This is a genomic window from Nocardia sp. NPDC055321, assembly GCF_053645575.1.
Genome location: NZ_JBSHMS010000037.1, coordinates 51,442 through 70,503, shown reverse-complemented (window position 1 = coordinate 70,503; position 19,062 = coordinate 51,442). Strand labels below are relative to the sequence as shown.

Below are 19,062 nucleotides of genomic sequence, written 5' to 3'. Positions count from 1 at the left end.
AATCCGAGTTTGTACATGGTCTGGGGGGCTGGTTTTTTTTTATAAGTCCCTGTCGTCCGCGGGTAACCCGGGCGAACGACACCCACTCAGCGGCGGGCGCGGTCCAGCACCTCGTCCTCGGTCAGCGCGCTGGCGGGATGGTGGCTCAGGCACATGGGCACCGACAGCTTGCTGAAGCCCAGGCCCTCGGTGGCGCCGTAGAAACGGCCGGCCGACAGGCGCGAGATGTCTTCCACCCGTCCGCCTTTGGCGCGGGCGAGCTCCTTGGCCGCCTGGATCTGGACCGAGGCGTTGAGCAGGCCGAAGAACTGGGTGGCCGCATTGCCGGTGATCAGGTTGTGCAGGGCCTTGGGCGCCTGCGTCGCGAACACCAGGCCGAGACCGTACTTGCGCGCCTGGGTGGCGAGTTTCAGGGTGCTCTCGGTGGAGGCCTTGGTCGCGTTCGAGGGCGCGAACGTCTGCGCCTCGTCCAGCACGAGCAGACCGCCGAGCGGGCGATCACCGGCCGGATGCCGTTTGATCCAGGCGAACAGCGCCAATTCCAGCTGATTGACGAAGGTTTGGCGCTGCTCCTCGGTCGCCAGGCCGATACAGCTGATCACCGAGATCCGCGCCCGCTTCCCGGCGGCCGGGGTGAGCAGCACGCCCGGATCCAGGCGCTCCCCGGCACCGCCGAAGACCGGATCGTTGACCATGGCCGCGTGCAACTCGTCGGCCATGCCCTCGGCCAGCTTCACCGCGTTGCGGATGGTGCTGATCCCCTCGGGCAGGTTTGCCAGCAGCGCGACGAACTCGCTCAGATCGGACCCGCCTCGGCGCGCGAAGTAAGTGAGCGCCTCGGTCAGTACGGCGGTGCCGGTGCGGAGCTTCTGCGCGGTCAGCCCGGTCCGGGGCAGCAGGCCCGCCACCGAAGCGTCGATGGCCGTGCGGAACTCGTCGGGATCCTCGAGCACATCGGCGAACTCGGGCAGCGGATTCAACGCCAGCGGCCGCCCCGACTCCCGCCGCGGCGTCCACACGACCACCTCGGTGTCGTCGAAATAGCGTTGTGCGCGTTCGGGATCCCTCGCACCCCAGCCGGCGGGCGGCGTCGGCCAGCGATCGCCGAGCCGGGCCAGATCGTTGTTGGTGTCGACCAGGATCGAGGAGACACCCGCCAGCGCGGCCTCTTCGACCAGCCGCCGCAGCAGCACCGTCTTACCGGATCCGCTGCCCGCGAATACCGCGGTGTGCTTGCGCAATTGGATGAGCGGCACCCGGAAAGCGGCGCCGGTGTCGACGCCGTGCCCGAGCAGTATCGACGGCTCCGCGTCCGCGCGCGCGTCGTCCGCAATACGAGGCTCGGCCCGCAGCCGGTAATCTTGTTCCGGGGCAATGATTTCTATCCCGACCGCGCCGATGCCGACCGGCTGCCGGTCACTCACGCCTGTCCCGACCGGCTCCCGGTCACCTACACCGACCCCGGCCGGTACCTGGCTACCCGTGCCGACCCCGGCCGGTGCCTGGCTACCCGTGCCGACCCCGGCCGGTTCCTGGCTACCCGTGCCGACCCCGACCGGTTCCCGGCTACCCGTGCCGACCCCGACCGGTTCCCGGCTACCCGTGCCGACCCCAACCGGCTCCCAGCCACCCGCGCCGCTTCCACTCACCGCGTCCGGCCCGGCACCGATCACCCGCACACCCGGGCCGCCCGCGACCGCGTGCGCCCCATCCGACTCGACCCGCGCCGACACCGCGCCCAGCACCCGCGTCAGCAGCTGCGACCCACTCGCGGGCCGCCGCCGCGCCAGCCACGCCAGGAACCCCGGCGTCGCGGCGGTCAGCATGATCTCCAGCGCCGTGAACACCCGCAGGTCGTCCTGCGACACCGGCAGCGCGAGCCCCCGCGCCGCCTCGAAATCCGCGACCGCCGCCTTGGTGACGGGTCCCGGCGAGAACCCGGTGTTGCGCAGCACGATCAGGTGCCGCTTCGCGACCCCGGCCCCGATCCCCGCTTCCAGACTCGCCGAGCGCAAGCGCGTCAGCACCGCGCGCGGATTGCTGTGCGCGATCGCCCGGAAGCTCCAGTGCTCCTCGTCCTCGGTGGCCTCGTCCAGGGTGCGCCGTAGTCGCGCGTGCAGCGCCTGCTGCACGATCGCGGGCGGATCCACGGTGAACTGCTGTCCCGCCGCCCCCTGTTCGAGGACATAGCAGCACAGCGCCGCGTTCAGCAGCGAGAACATCTGGCTGTCCTCGTATTTGGAGTCCATCGGGCTGATCACGTCTGCCCCGGCCCGCAGTTCGGCGAAGCGCCGGTCCAGTTCGGCCAGGTCCGTCGGATCCGAGGGGACCGGCACCGGTCCAGGGTCGTGGTCCGCATCGGTGAAGTGCCGCAGCTCCCGAATCTCGTTCGCGGCCAAGCACTGCCGCACATGCTCCTCGACCCGCTGCAGGAGCCGGCGCGGCGTGTGATCGGCGACCGCGCGATCGTCGAACGCCGCGGGCAGCACCGGCCAGGTCGGATAGGGCGGCTCGAAACCCGCCTCGCCGTACAGACTTCCCAGGTGCCGCTCCACGATCGCGGTCGCGACCCCGGCGGACGGCATGGCGGTGGACAGCTCGACCACGGTGAACCGGTCCGCCGCCGAGTTGACCGCGCGCGCGGTGAGGATCTCCCAGGACTTCGGGATGCAGGCGACCACGATGAGGGTGCGCGTGGTCTCCTCGCGCAGCTGCATGAGCCCGTCCGCGAGCCGATCCGCGAGCGTGTCCCCGGCCGCGGACCCCGATTGCGCTATGACGCTGTCGATCTGATCGACGGCCAGCACCACCGGCCCGGCGAGCGCGAACAGCCGCGACACGTCCCCGAATATCAACTGCGGCAACCGGCTCGGCCGCCGGAACCCCCACGCGAGCCGATCCGCCTCCTCGATGCCGTCCTCCAGTGTCAGGAAGCTGAGCCCGATCTCCTGCGGCCCGCCCTTGGCCTTGAACAACACCAGTGCCCGCAGCGTGTCCCGGCAGTGCAGGGCCACGCCGGGATCCAGGTCCCCGACCCGGTCCACGAATTCGTCGATGTCCGCCCGGCTCACCTGCAGCATGCCCCGCAGGCGCATGCTCAATTCCTGTCCGCACCCGGTGAGTTCGGCGAGCGTTCCCAGCATGCGACCGAGCTGCCCGCCGTCCGAGCCGAGCAGCTGCGCGACGATCCCGTGCACGGCGCCGGTCCAGAAGGACTGCCCGTCGATCAGTTTCGGCATGAAGAACGCGCCGCCCGCGCCCTGCACGTGCTGGCGCAGCCAGCCGAGCATGTGGGTCTTGCCGACCCCGCGTTCCCCGCTGAGCACGAGTCCGGTCGGGGTGCTGTTCGGCCGCTTCGCCGCCGCGCCCACCCGCCGGGTGATCTCCTGCACCGCGTGCGGATGCAGCCCGTCCACGTGATAGCTCAGCGGGCTCCACACCTCGTCCGGGCCGAGCACGCTACCGAACTGGACAGAGGCGAGCGCGTGATGCTGTTCCTCGTTCAACGGGCGGCCTCGATGGTGAGCAGATGTCGTGGCGTCCCGCCGAGCACGATCGCGTCGGCGCGGTCGTGCTCGGTCAGCGTCTTCTGATCCGCCTCCGCGCGCACGTGCACCCCGTCCCGGCGGGCCAGGGTCTCGAGCGCCCGGTCGACCTCGCCGCGCGTGAGCGTCCCGAGTCGTTCCCGCAGGACGGTCAGCCGGACCGGGGTGCCGCCGCCCCGGCTGATATCGGCGTACGCGGTCGCCACCTGGCCCGCGACGTCGGGCGTGAACAGGTCGGCGAGCGCCTGCCCGGTGTCGTCGAGGTGCCGGCGCAGCCCGGCGAGGATCGCGTACAGCGTGCCCCCGGCCGCGCCCGAGCGCGCGGGGCGCGGGGCCGAGAGTTCGCGCGCGCACCACACCGCGCCCGCGTCGGTGAGTTCGTGGCTGAACGCCCGATTCACCTTGGTGCTGGTCACCAGGCCGAGTGCGTTGAGCCGCACCCGGTTCCGGCCGTCGAGTTTGATTCCCGCCACGGCGAGCAATTCGGCGTTGGTCAGCTCGCGCGCCTCGGCCAGCAATACGAGCAGGACGCAGCGTTCGTTCAACGTCAATCGCTCTTCGGACATGGTCAATCCCCGTCTCTGTCAACTTCTTCCGAGCCACGGCGCGGGCGGTCACGGTGAATCCTCGTGCGCTCGACGCGATTCCGCGCCCGCATCGACCATATTTCCCCGGCGCGGCACGCGGGTGAGAGGTATCGCCGTGCGCGTAATCCCGGGACGGGCGCGTCCGGGGTGCTCGGGTCCGGCGCGAGGCGCTCGGCCCGCCTCCCGGTGCGGGCGGGTAGCCGGGGGAGCCGGGGCGGGGATCGCGGACCAGGCACCGCCGCGCGGCGCCGCAACTCCCTGGCACCCACTCGGCAACACGTGACCGACTGAGAGCGATCGAACCTCACTGTTGCGTGTGTGACTCGTGAGGCCGCAGTGGTCGCGTCGTGGCCGTTCCGAGGTGTAAAGGAAGCGTAAGGGTGACCTCTGTTTATGTTGATTTTGCCGATTTGTGATGCAAGTCACTGAGAGAAATCTGAGGGAAAAAGAGACCGAAAGTCTGCTTCGGCGTGCGGATTTCACATCGAGTTACGTAGATCACTGTCCGTTTTGTACTCTTACGCAACTTTAAGTTACTTCTCAGCAACAAACGGTTGGAGACTTGTCCGTGGGTGCTCGAACGAGGACCTGCGCCCCACCGAGACAGGGGCGGCACCCGCGGGAGAAAGCACGAAGTCAATGAAGTTCAGCAAAGTCGCCGCCACGTCGGCACTGGTCATCGCGGCCATGGGTATTGCCACCGGCACCTCGCACGCCGACACGGCCCCTGCCCCCTCGCCGGTCATCGGCTCTTTGCTCGACGGCGTGAACCAGGGCATCAACCAGGTCGTCCCCTCCATCGGCTGGAACGTCGCCCGTGAAGGCGATTCCATCGTGGTCACCACCACCGCCGGTTCGCTCAATACCGCCGACGGTCAGTTCCAGGTCCTGGACAACCAGGGCAACCTGGTCACCGCCCTGCCGCTGAGCTACACCCTCGCCGACGCCGAGTACCCGATCGACGCCGCCGTCGACGGCCTGCGCGCCACCCTGACCCCGCGCACCGACGCCGGCCGCCCGATCGCCGACGGAGGCCTGCGGCACGAGGTCGCCAACCAGGAAGCCTTCGACGACGCCATCTCCGCCGCCGCCACCCAGTTCGGCCTGGCCACCGCGATCGGCACCCTGGTCGGCACCATCGTCGGCGGCGCCGCCGGCTGTGTCATCGGTGGAATCGGCGGCATCGTGCTGGGCATTCCGATCCTGGACCTCGGTGGCGCGACCGGCATCGGTGGCTGCCTCGCGGGTGCGGCCATCGGCATCCCGCTGGGCGCTGCCGCCGGCCTGATCGTGACCGGCGTGCCGGCCGCCATCATCATCGGCATCGGCCTGGTGAACCGCCTGAACGATCCCGCGAACCAGTAGTAGCGGGTAGCACAACCCACAATCGGGCCGGGTCGCTGACAGCGACCCGGCCCGAAGTGTGTGCGGGTCCCGGGCGGTGAAACCGCCTGCGGGACCTGTGAATTCGTACTCGCTAGCGCGGCTTGCGCTGCAGGAACGAGTCGCGAATCATGATGCCCGCCAGCAGCGCCGCGAAGCCGACGAGGTAGATGTCCTCGACCTTGCCCTTGTGGTTGCCGATGATCATGGCGAGCAGGATGAACACGACGACCCACCCGGCGACGCGGAAGGTACGGCGCGATTCGCCGCTCCAGCCCCACGCGGCGGACGGAACCTCGGCGGTGTCGACCTTGGTGACGACTCCTGCGCTGTGGGTGGGTTCCAGTTCCGTGGTGGCCACTTTCGCTCCTTAGGGGCTCGAATCCAATGCTGGCCCATATCGTGGCATACGACCCTGCGTCGTAGCCAGCAGGGTCGCGGCACGCCGTCGCCGGGGTGTGCGCCGAGCCGGGGTGGGGGACAGCACCGATCGGGACAGGAGACAATGGGCGCGTGTCCGACGTTGTGAAGGTTCTGCTGCTGGGCAGCACGGGTTCGATCGGTACCCAGGCGCTGGAGGTGATCGCCGCCAACCCCGACCGTTTCGAGGTGGTCGGCCTGGCCGCGCGCGGGGGCAACACCGAATTGCTGGCGCAGCAAATAGCCGCGACGGGCACCGCCAACGTCGCGGTCGCCGACGAGGCCGCCGCCGCGAGGCTCGGTGTGCCGCTGGCCGGTCCGGACGCCGCGACCGAACTGGTGCGCCGCACCGACGCCGACGTGGTGCTCAACGCGCTGGTCGGCTCGCTCGGCCTCGAGCCGACCCTGGCCACTTTGGAATCCGGGCGCCGGCTCGCACTGGCCAACAAGGAATCGCTCGTCGCGGGCGGCTCGCTGGTGACCCGGGTCGCCAAGCCCGGACAGATCGTGCCCGTCGACTCCGAACACTCCGCGCTGGCCCAGTGCCTGCGCGGCGGCCGCGCCGACGAGGTGGCCAAGCTCGTGCTCACCGCATCGGGCGGCCCGTTCCGCGGCTGGACCGCCGAGATGCTCGAATCGGTGAATCCCGATGAGGCCAAGGCGCATCCGACCTGGTCCATGGGGCTGATGAACACCCTGAACTCGGCGTCCCTGGTGAACAAAGGCCTCGAACTCATCGAGACCCACCTGCTGTTCGGGGTGCCCTACGACGACATCGACGTCACCGTGCACCCGCAGTCGATCGTGCACTCCATGGTCACCTTCCACGACGGCTCGACCCTGGCCCAGGCCAGCCCGCCGGATATGAAGCTGCCCATCGCCCTGGCCCTGGGCTGGCCGGACCGCGTCCCCGGCGCGGCCGCGGCCTGCGATTTCTCCACCGCCTCGACCTGGACCTTCGAACCGGTCGACAACGAGGTCTTCCCCGCCGTGGAGCTGGCGCGCCAGGCGGGCAAGGCCGGCGGCTGCGTCACCGCGGTCTACAACGCGGCCAACGAGATCGCCGTGCAGGCCTTCCTCGACGGGCTCATCCGATTCCCCGGAATCGTGCGAACCGTGCAGCGGGTCGTGGAGTCCGCCGACCGCTGGAGCTCGGAACCCAGTACTTTGGACGAGGTGCTCGCGGCTGACTCGTGGGCGCGAGAGACCGCGCGCACGCTCGTGCGCGGCTGACTGCAGAAGGGTTCGACTACCGCATGGTCTACGCGATCGGCTTCGCACTGTTCGCCCTCGGTATCACCGTGTCGGTCGCGCTGCACGAATGCGGCCACATGTGGGCGGCACAGGCCACCGGTATGAAGGTGCGCCGCTACTTCATCGGCTTCGGCCCGAAGGTGTTCTCGTTCCGGCGCGGCGAGACCGAATACGGTCTGAAGGCGCTGCCGCTGGGCGGATTCTGCGATATCGCGGGCATGACCGCCCTGGACGAGCTCGAACCCGAGGAACTCGACCGGGCGATGTACCGGCAGAAGACCTGGAAGCGGCTGTTCGTCATGTCCGGCGGCATCCTGATGAACTTCCTGCTCGGCTTCCTGCTGATCATGCTGCTCGCCGTCGTGTGGGGCCTGCCGCGTTTCGATCAGCCGCCGGCCACCCAGCTCGGCGCCATGAGCTGCGTCGCGAGCCAGGGCCCGGATCAGAAGGTCATCCCGTGCAGCGGCGAGGGCCCGGCGCAGAAGGCCGGATTGCAGCGCGGGGACATCGTGACCGCGGTGAACGGCACCGCCATCGAGACCTGGCAGGAATTCCGCGACCAGACCGAGAAGCAGACCGGCCCCTTCACCTACACGGTCGAGCGCGGCGACGAGAAGCTCACCGTCACCGTCACGCCCGAGCAGGCGGCCACGTACCCGGTCAAGGACGGCCCGGTCAAGATGGTCTCCAAAGTCGGTGTCGGCCAGGACTTCTACGGCCCGGTGCAGTACGGCTTCTTCGCCGCCATCCCGGCCTCGGCCGCGTTCACCGGCGAGATCGGCCTGCGCACCCTGCAGTCGCTGGCGCAGATGCCCGCCAAGGTCGCCGACCTGTGGGAGGCGGTCACCGGCGGTGAGCGCGATCCCGAGACCCCGGTCTCGGTCTACGGCGCCTCCAAGATCGGTGGCGAGACCGCCGAACGCGGTATCTGGAGCCTGTTCGTGCTGACCCTGGCCAGCCTGAACTTCTTCCTGGGCGTGTTCAACCTGCTGCCGCTGCTGCCCCTGGACGGCGGGCACATCGCGGTCGTCATCTACGAGAAGCTGCGCAACCTGTTCCGCAATCGCAAGGGCCTGCCCGACGGTCCGCCGGTCGACTACCTCAAGCTGCTACCCGCCACATACGTGGTGGTGGTACTCGGCGGCGCGTACATGATCCTCACCCTGGCCGCCGACATCGTGAACCCGATCAAACTCTTCCCCTGATCCGTTCCCGCCGCCGGCGTGTCGATCCTGTCGGCGGCAATCGGTAGATTCGAAGCGGGGCTGCCACAGGCCCGGGGCGGCGAATCCGAAGTTCCTGGCGCGATGGATGTCTCGACGAATTGTCGCGCGATGAAGGAACGGTGTTGCGTCGTGGAGTTGACGCGTGGGGCGAACGCGGCCGTCGCGGCGCCCGCGGTATCGCTGGTGCTGGAATGGGGCTCGGACCGGGCGCTGGATCCGCAGGCGCTGCTGCTGGCCGAGACCGGCAGGATCAGATCCAACGCCGACTTCGTCTTCTTCAACGCCCCCGCGCATCCCTCGGGAACCGTTGCGCTGTCCGAGGTTACGGCCGGCCGGGCCACCCTGCGCCTGGCGCTGGCCGATATCGACGCGACGGTGGATCGGGTCGTCATCACCGGCTCGGTCGACCAGGGTTCGTTCGGTGACATCGACGGATTGACCCTCACCGTGCGCCATTCCGGCGGGCGGCTGCTGCGCTACGCGGTCCAGGGCACCGGCCGGGAGACCGCCATGGTGCTCGGGGAGTTCTACCGCCGCAACGGCGAATGGAAGTTCCGGGCCGTCGGCCAGGGCTGGGACAGCGGATTGCGCGGGCTGGCGGAACAATTCGGCGTCGAGGTCGACGACGAACCGGAGTCCCCGCCCACCCTGGAACCGCCGGCGCCCGCGCCCACCCGGCAGACCACACCCGCGCCCGCCCGGCAGCCCGCGACCGCGCCGCCCGCATCCGCACCCGCTCGGTCGGCGGCATCCGCGCCGGCCACACCCGCACCCGGTCGCACGCCCGCGTCCGACCCCGCCCCGACGCAGCCCGCACCGTCCGCATCCGCATCCGCGGCCGCCGCCGCACGGCGACTGGATCCGACGCTCCCCGCGCACCCGAGAACCCCAGCGCCCCCGCAGGCGTCCGCCATGCCCGCCGCCTGGTATCCGGTCCCCGCCGATCCGAACCGCCTGCGCTGGTGGAACGGCGCCGGCTGGACCGAGGAGTACCGCACCGCCCACCCCGCGAACGATCCCGCCGTCTGCCCGCGCTGCGGCCGGCCCCGGCACGTGCAGCGGTTCGGCCCGCCGAGCGCGTGCCGCTGGTGCGAGGGCGAGGTCGGCGGTCTGCTCGAGGCCTGGCGCGCCCGGGTGTGGCAGGTGCTGTCCGCGACCGGGCCCAGTGGGCCGCAGTGGGACGAACTGTGGGTCACGCTGCGGCACAAGATGATCAGCGAGGGCACCGGCAGGGAGGCGCTGCGCCCGCTGGCCCTGGCGCATCTGGAGCGGGTGGTGGCGTTCGCCTTCGCAGACGGCGAGATCGAGGCGAGCGAACTCGCCGAGTTCGAGCGCACCATCGAGATCCTGCGCGCGAGCACCGATCTGAGCACCGCCCACCAGCACGTCGAGGGTCTGCGCCGGCGCATGCTGCGCGGGCGCGGCCTGACCCAGGTGAAAGTCGGCGACCTGCCGCACATCGAGCGCCCCGACCTGCACCTGGAGTCGGACGAGCTGCTCTACCTCGACGTCAACGGTACCCGCATCAAGTATCTGGCCAACGGCCCCAAGCACATTCCGGGCCGACTGATCGGCAGCAGCAAGAAGCTGCGCTTCGTCGGCCAGGGCGCGGGCGCCGAATTGTCCTGGACCAAAATCGTTTCCATCCGCCACGAGTACGACACCGTCGTCGTCGAGGCCACCACCGCCCGCGGCGGCGGGACGTACCACGTCCCGGACGCCGAATACGTGGCCGCGGTCCTCGAGGGCGCGCTGCGCGTGGCCAAACGCCTGGTCCTGGCACCCGGCGAGCGGGATTCGCGCGCCGTGCCCCAGGACGTGAAGGCCCGGGTGTGGCAGCGCGACGGCGGCAAGTGCGTCCAGTGCGGCGACAAGCGGTACCTGGAGTTCGACCACGTCATCCCGTGGAGCCAGGGCGGCGCGACCAGCGTGGACAACCTGCAGATCCTGTGCCGCGGCTGCAACGCACGCAAGGGCGCCCGCATCTGAGACGGGTGGCGCCGCGCGAGCCGTGGCGTTACTCGGCAGCCGCCGCGTTCAGCAGCTGCCTGCACAGCCGATCGGCCTGCCGCGTGGTCTCCGGCTGGCGGAACTCCGGGGTCAGGGCGAGAACCTGGTCACAGGCGGTGTCCAGATCTATGAGGTGCCCGACCGAGACGAAGACCGGTTTGACCCCCGCGCGGGTGCGCAGCGCCCGGCCCACCGGATCGCCGTCGATGGTGATCGTGGACCACGCGCCGCGCTCGGTCCCCGGCTCGTCGTACTCGCCCCAGGCGTTCTTGGCCACCCCCAGCGTGGGTATCCCGGTGAGCAGCCCGATGTGGCAGGCGAACCCGAAGCGCCGGGGATGGGCCAGCCCCTGGCTGTCGCAGACGATGAGATCCGGTGTGGTGGCCAGGTTCTCGAACGCGGCCAGGGTGGTCGGCAGCTCCCGGAAGGCCAGCAGGCCCGGGACGTAGGGGAAACCGGTGTTCCCGCGCGCGGTCGCGGTCTCGAGGGTGGCCAGGGAACCCGCCGCCAGCAGCACGATGGCGGCGGCCACGGTGCCGTCGTCGCCGTAGGCCGAGTCAAGCCCCGCGATCGTCTCGAATTTCGGGGGGCGCGGGTTCGCGGCGACGACCCGGGTGCGCAGCAGATCTTGAAGGGCGATGGCTTCTTCCGGTGTGGCAGGCCAGGGATCGATGTTCGCTACCTTCACATTTCGCACCGTATACCTTCGCGCCATCTGTAACGAATAAGAAGGGTAGGCCCCGGGCCGACTCCGGGCGGGCCGTCCGGCGCAGGTAGCCTTGTCGCCGCCGTCACAGGGCGACCGGTATCCGCGCGTCGGTAAGCTCGGGATCGGAACGGGTGAGCACGAGACGAAAGTAGGCAGCTGATCGTGAGCAGTGCCATCACACTGGGGATGCCGTCCGCACCGGCGGCCGTCCTCGCACCCCGGCGTAAGACCCGCCAGCTGATGGTGGGCAAGGTCGGTGTCGGCAGTGATTCCCCGATCTCGGTGCAGTCGATGACCACCACCAAGACCCATGACATCAACGCGACCCTGCAGCAGATCGCGCAGCTGACCGCCTCGGGCTGCGACATCGTGCGTGTGGCCTGCCCCCGGCAGGAGGACGCGGACGCGCTGCCCACGATCGCCAAGAAGTCGGGTATCCCGGTCATCGCCGATATCCACTTCCAGCCCAAGTACATCTTCGCCGCGATCGACGCCGGCTGTGCCGCGGTCCGCGTGAACCCCGGCAACATCAAGGAGTTCGACGGCCGCGTCAAGGAGGTCGCCAAGGCGGCCGGCGCCGCGGGCATTCCCATTCGCATCGGTGTCAACGCCGGTTCGCTCGACAAGCGCATGCTCGAGAAGTACGGCAAGGCCACCCCCGAGGCGCTGGTGGAGTCCGCGCTGTGGGAGGCGAGCCTGTTCGAGGAGCACGGCTTCGGCGACATCAAGATCTCGGTCAAGCACAACGACCCGGTGATCATGGTGGAGGCCTACCGCCAGCTCGCCGCCGCCTGCGACTACCCGCTGCACCTGGGCGTCACCGAGGCCGGTCCGGCCTTCCAGGGCACCATCAAGTCCGCGGTGGCCTTCGGCGCGCTGCTGTCGGAGGGCATCGGCGACACCATTCGCGTCTCGCTTTCTGCCCCGCCCGCCGAGGAGATCAAGGTCGGCGACCGCATCCTGCAGTCGCTGAATCTGCGCCCGCGCAAGCTCGAGATCGTCTCCTGCCCGTCGTGTGGTCGCGCGCAGGTCGACGTCTACACCCTGGCCGAGCAGGTCACCGCCGGTCTGGACGGCCTGGAGGTGCCGCTGCGCGTGGCCGTCATGGGCTGCGTGGTGAACGGTCCCGGCGAGGCCCGCGAGGCCGACCTGGGTGTGGCCTCGGGCAACGGCCGCGGCCAGATCTTCGTCAAGGGCGAGGTCATCAAGACCGTGCCCGAACATCTCATCGTCGAGACCCTCATCGAAGAGGCCATGCGCATCGCGGAGGAGATGGGTGACAGCGAAGGGACCGGCTCGCCGGTGGTCACCGCCGGGTAATTCGCAGGTCAACTGGCGGGCGCGGCCAATAGTCGGGCACATCGACGCAAGTTCTGGCAGGCTGTGATCGTGCGGAGTGTGCTGGAGCCGACGCGCCGGCCCAAATCGTCCGGTGCCCGTCAGCTCGCGAACCGCGATCTGACGCAAGTTCTGCGTGTCCTGGATACCGACCCGGTCGCCAGTTGCATGGTGGCCGCCCGGTTGCAGGAGTGTGGACTCGATACCCGGGGCGTGTACGGCGAGCTGTGGAGCCGGGGCGGCCCCGGGGACTCCCTGTGCTTCTCCGGCGCCAATCTGGTGCCGCTGCGCGGCAATCGGGCCGATCTGCGGGCCTTCGCCGACCGGGCCATCCGGGGTCCGCGCGTGTGTTCCTCGGTGGTGGGCCGGCGCGAGCTGGCGCTGCCGCTGTGGGAACTGCTGTCCGAGCACTGGGGTCCCGCCCGCGAGCTGCGCGCGGATCAGCCCCTGCTGGCGCTCGAGCGCACCGCGGGTGTCGCCCCGGATCTGCGGGTGCGCCGGGTGCGGCCCGAGGAGCTCGATCGCTATCTGATCGCCGCGGTCGCGATGTTCACCGAGGAGATCGGGGTCGATCCGCGCGCCGGTGACGGCGGCCGGGGGTATCGCCGCCGGGTTGCCGGTCTCATCGAATCCGGGCGCGCCTGGGCTCGTTTCGAGGACGGCGAAGTGGTTTTCAAGGCCGAGGTGGGCGCGCTGTCCCGCCGCACCGGCCAGATTCAGGGCGTGTGGGTGCACCCGGATCACCGCGGCACCGGGGTCGGCACCGCGGGCACCGCGGCGGTCGCGAATGTGGTGGTGGCCTCGGGGCGTACCGCCAGTCTGTACGTGAACTGCTACAACGAGGTCGCGCGCGCGGCGTACAAGAAGGTCGGCTTCCGGCAGATCGCGACATTCGCCACCGTCCTCCTGGATTGAGCGCGGGTTTCTGTGAGAACGGCGTGAAATCCGTTCTCGCTCAGTGTGTCGCGCCGGTTTGCCCATAGTTGGCTCTACGATCTGTGCCGATGTCAACTCGGTTCTCTCCGTCGCGGCGGCACTCCCTGCTGACTGCCCTGCTGACCGTCACCGCGGTGTCGGTGGCCGCGGTCGGCTGCGCCACGGGGCCGCAGGGCCCGGCCCAGACCGCCGACGCCTTCCTGTCCGCCTTCGCGGACAAGGACGTGCAGGCCGCCGCCGATCTCACCAACCTGCCCGAGAAGGCCGCTCCCGCACTGTCTTCCGCGTGGGATCAGCTCCAGGCCGAGGAACTGATCGCGCATTCGGAGCCGCCCCGGGTCACCGGCGACACCGCCACCGTGGACTACACCTACGAGTGGCACCTGCCCAAGAACCGCGTCTGGACCTACAGCGGGCAACTGCAGATGGGTCGCAGCGAGGGCTCCTGGGCGGTGCGCTGGAACTCGGCGAACATCCATCCGCAACTGGGCAATACCCAGACCCTGCAGCTGCGCGGTCTGCCCGCGCCCAAGGCCAGGGTGAACGAGCGCTCGGGTTCGGACGTGCTCGTGCCCGGCCCGATCTACCGAATCTTCTTCGACCGCAAGGGCACATCGGACCCGATCGGGGTGGCCAACTCCCTCGCGGTAGTCCTGCGCCAGTTCGACGAGGACCTCACCCCGCTCGCGGTGCTCACCGCCGCCCGCAAGGCCGAGGGCAAGTTCACCGTGATCACGCTCTCGGAGTGGGAGTACAACGAGGTCGCCGCCGAGCTGTCCGGTCTGCGCGGTGTCAGTCACGACAAGCAGTGGGACATGGTCCCCACCGATCGCCGTTTCGCGCCCGATCTGCTGACCCAGGTGCGCAAGACCGTGATCGACGAGGTGGACGGCAAGGCCGGGTGGGCGGTGCTGACCGTCAACGCCAACGGCGCCGATGTCGACGTGCTCACCGAGGTGGAACCGCAGGCGTCGCCGTCGTTCTCGCTGAGCGTCGACCGCTACATCCAGAACGCCGCCCAGCGCGCGGTGGATCTGCGCCAGGAGCAGGCCATGATGGTCGTGATGCAGCCCTCGACGGGTGCGATCCTGGCGATCGCGCAGAACGAGGCCGCCGACGCCGACGGCCCGGTCGCGGCCTCGGGGTTGTATCCGCCGGGCTCGACCTTCAAGACGGTGACCGCGGCCGCCGCGATGACCGCGGGCCTGGCCGATCCCGAGACGGTGGTGCCGTGCCCGAGCACGATCATCGTGGGGGATCGGACCATCCCGAACTACAACCTCTTCACGGTCGGCGACGTGCCGATGTGGCAGGCGTACGAGCGGTCCTGCAACACCGCCTTCGCCAAGATCGCCTCGGAACTGGGCGGGGAGGATCTGCGCACGGCGGCGGCCGCGCTGGGCGTCGGCCCGGACTACTCGGTGGTCGGCCTGCCGACGGTGTCGGGTTCGGTGCCCGCGGCCGACGAACTCGTGCAGCGCGCGGAGGACGGCATCGGGCAGGGCAAGGTGCTCATGAGCCCGTTCGGGCTGGCCCTGGTGGCCGCGACCATCGCGCACGGTACGACGCCGGTGCCGTATCTGATCTCCGGCCATCCGACCGAGGTCTCCGGCGACCGGACCCAGCTCAGCCCGGAGGTGGTGGACGGGCTGCGGCTGATGATGCGCCGGGTGGTGCTCGGCGGTACCGCCGAGCGCATTCGCGATCAGGGCGAGGTGTACGGCAAGACCGGCGAGGCCGAGGTGGACGGCGGCTCGCACGCGTGGTTCGTGGGGTATCGCGGTGATATGGCCTTCGCCACGCTGGTGGTGCGCGGCGGCAGTTCCGACAACGCGGTGGCGGTGACCAGGGACATGCTCACGGCGCTGCCGCCGGGATATCGATAGCGGGCCCGAACTCGACGCGAAGGGTCAGCGGTCGGCGGGCAGGGTGCGCGACGAGAGTGTGCAGGCGTCGGGCTGGATGTTGCCGTTGATGGTGTCGGAGACGAATCGCTGCTGGGCCAGGGTTCTGGCGGGCGGGCCGACGGTGGAGGCATCGCCGAGAATCTCGGTGACCCCGGCGCCGGCGAGGATCATGCCGGCGGTGGTGAGTAGTAGAAGAGCCGAACGCTTCATATCCCACTCCCTTGTTTTGGGGATGAGTCGGGAGACCCGGAACGGTCTGTCGCGGATAACCGGTGCTCATGAGTGGTGGCTGATTGTTTGCCAACGCATGGAACGGTAATCGGACAGCCATGCGCGGGGCAACCCATTGGTGTGATCCCGCACACTTCGCGACGGGAAGTGGTGCGGATCACCAGGGGGAATGCGTTCGGCCACGCCGGGCCGTTATCGAATTGTCGCGATATACCTGTCGGTTGCCCCCGGGCCGACGCGGATCGAGCGGCGGCGGGGCCCGCGGGCCGGTGTCAGTTCTGGCGGTGCATGGTCGCGGCGAGATGATGCTGCAGCGGCTGTTCCACCGCCGCCATGCGCAGGGTGTAGCTGAGCGTGTCCCCGGACAGGGTGATGGTGCGCCCGAGCGCGGTGACCGATTTCGCGCTGCTGCTGCGGCCGATCGAGGTCGAGTCCAGCTCGATGCGCAGACCGTCGTCGTCGGCGACGAGCTCGCCCTCGCAGATCTCGGTGATGCCGGTGGGATGCGCCAGGATCAGTTCGACCCGGTCGCCCCCGATGGCCCGCAGATACCCCGTCTCGCTGTGCATGGGCCGTCCGTCGTCGGCGGCGCGGGTGCGCTGGCGATAGGTCAGGAAGGGCCGGCCGACGTGTCCGAAGTGCACTTCCTCCAGGTATTCGAAGGAGGAGATGGTCGGATACTCGCCCTGGCCGCGGCCGCGCCAGCTGCCCAGCAGCGGGGCCAGATGGGCGATGGCGGGGTGGGGTTCGACGGGGGTCTGGGGTTCGAGCACGGCGGCCAGCATAGTGGTCCGGCCGCCGCGTCGAGGCCGGTCGGCGCGCGGCGGCGCCGGGATTCGCGGAAAGGGGTCTGGATTGCCCGGTTCGGTGGCGGCTGTCAGCGGCGGCTGGCCCGGCGGTAGCCGTACGCCGCCGGGATGGCGAAGACGGCGATCGCGCCGACCGACCACGCGATGGTCTGGGTCAGCGGCCACGCGACCGGCCCGCCCGCGGACAACCCGCGCATCGTGTCCACGGCCACCGACATGGGCTGATGCCGCACGACGGGCTGAATCCAGCCGGGATAGGCGGCCAGCGGGACGAATCCGGTGCTGAAGAACATGAGCAGCGAGGACAGGATCGCCACCCCCTCGACGAGCGTGGATTTGGCGGTGAACACCGCGATGGCGGTGACCATGGTGGCGAAGGCCAGCCCGAACAGCACCGGGATCCACAGGAAGGCGAAGGCCGCCAGGGGTCCCTGCCGGAAGCGGAAGCCCAGGGCCGTGGCGAAGCAGATGATGACGATGGTGCCGGCGAAGATGCGCATGCCCTCGGCGAGAATGCGCGCGGCCAGCCCGGAACCGCGGTGCACGGGCAGCACCCAGAAGCGCGCGAGCAGCCCGGCGTCGCGTTCGCGCCCGAGCATGACGCCGCTGGCGACCGTGCCCGAGAGCGCGCCGACGAGCGTCACCATCGGCGCGGAGCCGTAGAGGGCGTCGCTGCCGGAGAACTTCTCGATCTGCCCGCCGACCACGATGTCGAGCATGAGCAGCAGCAGGCACGGGACGATGAGCGTCTCGAGCAGGGTGATCGGATCGCGGGCCCAGCGCAGCAGCAGCCGGTGGGTCTGAATCCAGGTGTGGCGCACCAGGGCCGGGACGGAGGTTTCGGTGGTGCGCACGATGTCGGCGTCGGCGGGCGCGTCCAGGGTCGCCATGTCAGGACCTCTTCGTGTTGAGCCGGACGGTGAAGTAGGCGGACACCACGATGATCGCGGCGGCCCACAGCAGCGGCGGCAGCATCAGTGACCAGGTGACCTCGCCCGCGTTGCCCAGGCTGTCCCCGCCGAGCGCGCGCAGCCCGTAGGCGAACTGCGAGACCGGCTGGTTGCGGACGAAAGGTTCGACCCAGTCCGGGAATTGGGCCGCCGGCGCGAGTCCGGTGGAGAGCATGCCCAGAATCAGCGGTGGCAGTACCAGCATCTGGGTGGTGGCCTCGGGGCTCTTGGTCACGGTGCCGATGACGTCCGCGCCCAGGCAGAACGCCAGGCCGATGAGCATGGCCAGGCCGATGAAGGCCGCGGTGTGCAGGGCCGGTCCCTCGAAGCGGAAGCCGATGACGTACACGCTGATCAGCGCCGACACCAGGGCCACCGCCATGCGGAACATGTTGGCGGACATGCGCGCCGCGGTGGGTACGAGCGGATGCACGGGCATGGCGTCGAAGCGCCGGTCGAGTCCGGAGACCATGTCGGTGGCGGCCCGGAAGGCGGCGGAGATGGCGGTGAACGCCGCCGCCTGCAGGATGACGATGGGCGCCATGAACTGCGCGTAACTGCTGAATCCCGTGCCGGAGAAGGTCATCACGAGATTGAGCGGAATGTAGAAGCTGGCCGCGAAGGTCATGGGCGCGAGGATGGCGGTGGCGATCTCGCCGGTCTTGACGGCCGGCGCGATGAGCCGCCAGGTCAGCACCCACCACTGCTGGACGGTGGCGGGCGTGGCCCGGGCCGCGGTCAGCCAGCCCGCGGGGGCCGTGGTCGCGGCGGTCATACCCGCGCTCCTTCGTCCTCGACGGCGGGCTCCTCGGCGAGGTGCCCGGTGAGCTTCAGGAACACGTCGTCGAGCGAGGGCCGGCGCAGCGCGATGTCGACGAGTTCGATCTCCGCGCCGTCGAGCCGGCGCAGGGCTTCGGCCAGGGTCTTGGCGCCCGCGGGCGCGGGAACGGCGATGCGGTCCGAGTCCGCGTTCAGCGCGTCGCGATTGGCCTCGGGCAGCAGATCGCCGAGGGCGTCGGCGATGGCGGGCAGATCCTCCATGCGCTGCGGCACGATCTCGCAATAGCTGCCGCCGGTACGGGATTTGAGTTCGTCTGCGGTGCCGCTGGCGATGACCACGCCGTGATCGATGACGATGATCCGATCGCACAGGGCGTCGGCCTCTTCGAGGTACTGGGTGGTGAGCAGGGTCGTGATGCCGTGTTTGCGGAATCCGCCGACCAGATCCCAGACCCCTTGGCGGCTACGGGGATCCAGCCCCGTGGTGGGTTCGTCGAGGAACACCACCTCGGGCCGCACCACCAGTCCGCAGGCGATGTCGATGCGCCGGCGCATGCCGCCGGAGTAGGTGCCCACCCGCCGGCCCTGGGCCGCGCCGAGGTCGAACTCGGCGATGAGTTCGTCGGCCCGGGCCTTGGCCGCGCGTTTGCGCAGGCCCATGAGCCGCCCGAACATGACGAGGTTCTCGTAGCCGCTGAGCGCGTCGTCCAGGGCCGCGAACTGCCCCGTCAGCATGATGCTGCGGCGTACGGCCGCGGCCTCGGTGACCACGTCGTGGCCGGCGACGGCGGCGCGGCCGGCATCGGGTGCGATGAGCGTGGACAGGATGTTGACCATGGTGGTCTTGCCCGCGCCGTTGGGGCCGAGGATGCCGAGCACCTCGCCCTGCGCGGCGGTGAAGCTGATGCCCCGCAGGGCATGCACCGCGCCGAAGGATTTCTCCACGTTCTCGACGAATACTCCGTCGCCCATTGTCA

At 69.7% G+C, this 19,062-nt stretch carries 16 protein-coding genes; 7 read left to right on the top strand and 9 right to left on the bottom strand.

Annotated features, from left to right (window positions below):
* Window positions 1–86: 86 nt before the first annotated feature.
* On the bottom strand, window positions 87–3,506 hold the full coding sequence (locus tag ACWIGI_RS37460; RefSeq protein WP_454208323.1) for an ATP-binding protein: 3,420 nt from the start codon (window positions 3,504–3,506) through the stop codon (window positions 87–89).
* Entirely contained in the window at window positions 3,503–4,111 is a 609-nt protein-coding gene (locus ACWIGI_RS37455; protein WP_454208321.1) for a hypothetical protein, read from the bottom strand. Before ACWIGI_RS37455 ends, ACWIGI_RS37460 begins: the two co-directional genes overlap by 4 nt.
* Window positions 4,112–4,771: 660 nt before the next feature.
* Here ACWIGI_RS37455 and ACWIGI_RS37450 point away from each other — a divergent pair.
* A complete protein-coding gene (locus tag ACWIGI_RS37450; RefSeq protein ID WP_454208320.1) occupies window positions 4,772–5,497 on the top strand; it encodes a hypothetical protein in 726 nt (241 codons plus the stop codon).
* Window positions 5,498–5,609: 112 nt separating this feature from the next.
* Here ACWIGI_RS37450 and ACWIGI_RS37445 read toward each other — a convergent pair whose 3' ends face one another.
* Window positions 5,610–5,876, bottom strand: coding sequence for a DUF2631 domain-containing protein (locus ACWIGI_RS37445; protein ID WP_454208319.1), 267 nt, complete (start codon window positions 5,874–5,876; stop codon window positions 5,610–5,612).
* A 152-nt stretch (window positions 5,877–6,028) separates the two neighbouring features.
* Between ACWIGI_RS37445 and dxr the strand changes: the two genes are divergently transcribed.
* The 3 genes from dxr to ACWIGI_RS37430 all read left to right on the top strand — a co-directional run bounded on the left by dxr (window position 6,029) and on the right by ACWIGI_RS37430 (window position 10,404).
* Window positions 6,029–7,168 (top strand): 1-deoxy-D-xylulose-5-phosphate reductoisomerase, encoded by a 1,140-nt coding sequence (gene dxr, locus ACWIGI_RS37440; RefSeq protein ID WP_454208318.1) that lies wholly within the window; start codon window positions 6,029–6,031, stop codon window positions 7,166–7,168.
* A gap of 23 nt (window positions 7,169–7,191) precedes the next feature.
* Window positions 7,192–8,394, top strand: a complete 1,203-nt coding sequence (locus ACWIGI_RS37435) for a M50 family metallopeptidase (RefSeq protein ID WP_454208317.1) — start codon at window positions 7,192–7,194, stop codon at window positions 8,392–8,394.
* Between the two features lie 150 nt (window positions 8,395–8,544).
* Window positions 8,545–10,404 carry a TerD family protein gene (locus ACWIGI_RS37430; protein WP_454208316.1) on the top strand — a complete coding sequence of 620 codons (1,860 nt, stop codon included), beginning with the start codon at window positions 8,545–8,547 and terminating at the stop codon, window positions 10,402–10,404.
* Window positions 10,405–10,432: 28 nt separating this feature from the next.
* Here ACWIGI_RS37430 and ACWIGI_RS37425 read toward each other — a convergent pair whose 3' ends face one another.
* On the bottom strand, window positions 10,433–11,113 hold the full coding sequence (locus tag ACWIGI_RS37425) for an endonuclease V (protein WP_454208315.1): 681 nt from the start codon (window positions 11,111–11,113) through the stop codon (window positions 10,433–10,435).
* A gap of 207 nt (window positions 11,114–11,320) precedes the next feature.
* Between ACWIGI_RS37425 and ispG the strand changes: the two genes are divergently transcribed.
* From ispG to ACWIGI_RS37410, 3 genes are all read left to right on the top strand, one after another.
* On the top strand, window positions 11,321–12,454 hold the full coding sequence (gene ispG, locus ACWIGI_RS37420; protein WP_454208328.1) for a flavodoxin-dependent (E)-4-hydroxy-3-methylbut-2-enyl-diphosphate synthase: 1,134 nt from the start codon (window positions 11,321–11,323) through the stop codon (window positions 12,452–12,454).
* 69 nt (window positions 12,455–12,523) lie between these two features.
* Complete coding sequence (locus tag ACWIGI_RS37415) at window positions 12,524–13,387, top strand: GNAT family N-acetyltransferase (protein WP_454208314.1); 864 nt, start codon at window positions 12,524–12,526, stop codon at window positions 13,385–13,387.
* A gap of 89 nt (window positions 13,388–13,476) precedes the next feature.
* Window positions 13,477–15,294 (top strand): penicillin-binding transpeptidase domain-containing protein, encoded by a 1,818-nt coding sequence (locus ACWIGI_RS37410; RefSeq protein WP_454208313.1) that lies wholly within the window; start codon window positions 13,477–13,479, stop codon window positions 15,292–15,294.
* 24 nt (window positions 15,295–15,318) lie between these two features.
* Here ACWIGI_RS37410 and ACWIGI_RS37405 read toward each other — a convergent pair whose 3' ends face one another.
* The 5 genes from ACWIGI_RS37405 to ACWIGI_RS37385 form a co-directional block, all read right to left on the bottom strand.
* Window positions 15,319–15,525: a hypothetical protein gene (locus ACWIGI_RS37405; protein WP_454208312.1), complete on the bottom strand. Its 207-nt coding sequence runs from the start codon at window positions 15,523–15,525 to the stop codon at window positions 15,319–15,321.
* 293 nt (window positions 15,526–15,818) lie between these two features.
* Window positions 15,819–16,331, bottom strand: a complete 513-nt coding sequence (locus ACWIGI_RS37400) for a peroxynitrite isomerase (RefSeq protein ID WP_454208311.1) — start codon at window positions 16,329–16,331, stop codon at window positions 15,819–15,821.
* 92 nt (window positions 16,332–16,423) lie between these two features.
* Window positions 16,424–17,245, bottom strand: coding sequence for an ABC transporter permease (locus tag ACWIGI_RS37395; protein ID WP_454208310.1), 822 nt, complete (start codon window positions 17,243–17,245; stop codon window positions 16,424–16,426).
* 1 nt (window position 17,246) lies between these two features.
* On the bottom strand, window positions 17,247–18,080 hold the full coding sequence (locus tag ACWIGI_RS37390) for an ABC transporter permease (RefSeq protein WP_454208309.1): 834 nt from the start codon (window positions 18,078–18,080) through the stop codon (window positions 17,247–17,249).
* Complete coding sequence (locus ACWIGI_RS37385) at window positions 18,077–19,057, bottom strand: ATP-binding cassette domain-containing protein (protein WP_454208308.1); 981 nt, start codon at window positions 19,055–19,057, stop codon at window positions 18,077–18,079. Before ACWIGI_RS37385 ends, ACWIGI_RS37390 begins: the two co-directional genes overlap by 4 nt.
* Window positions 19,058–19,062: the final 5 nt, after the last annotated feature.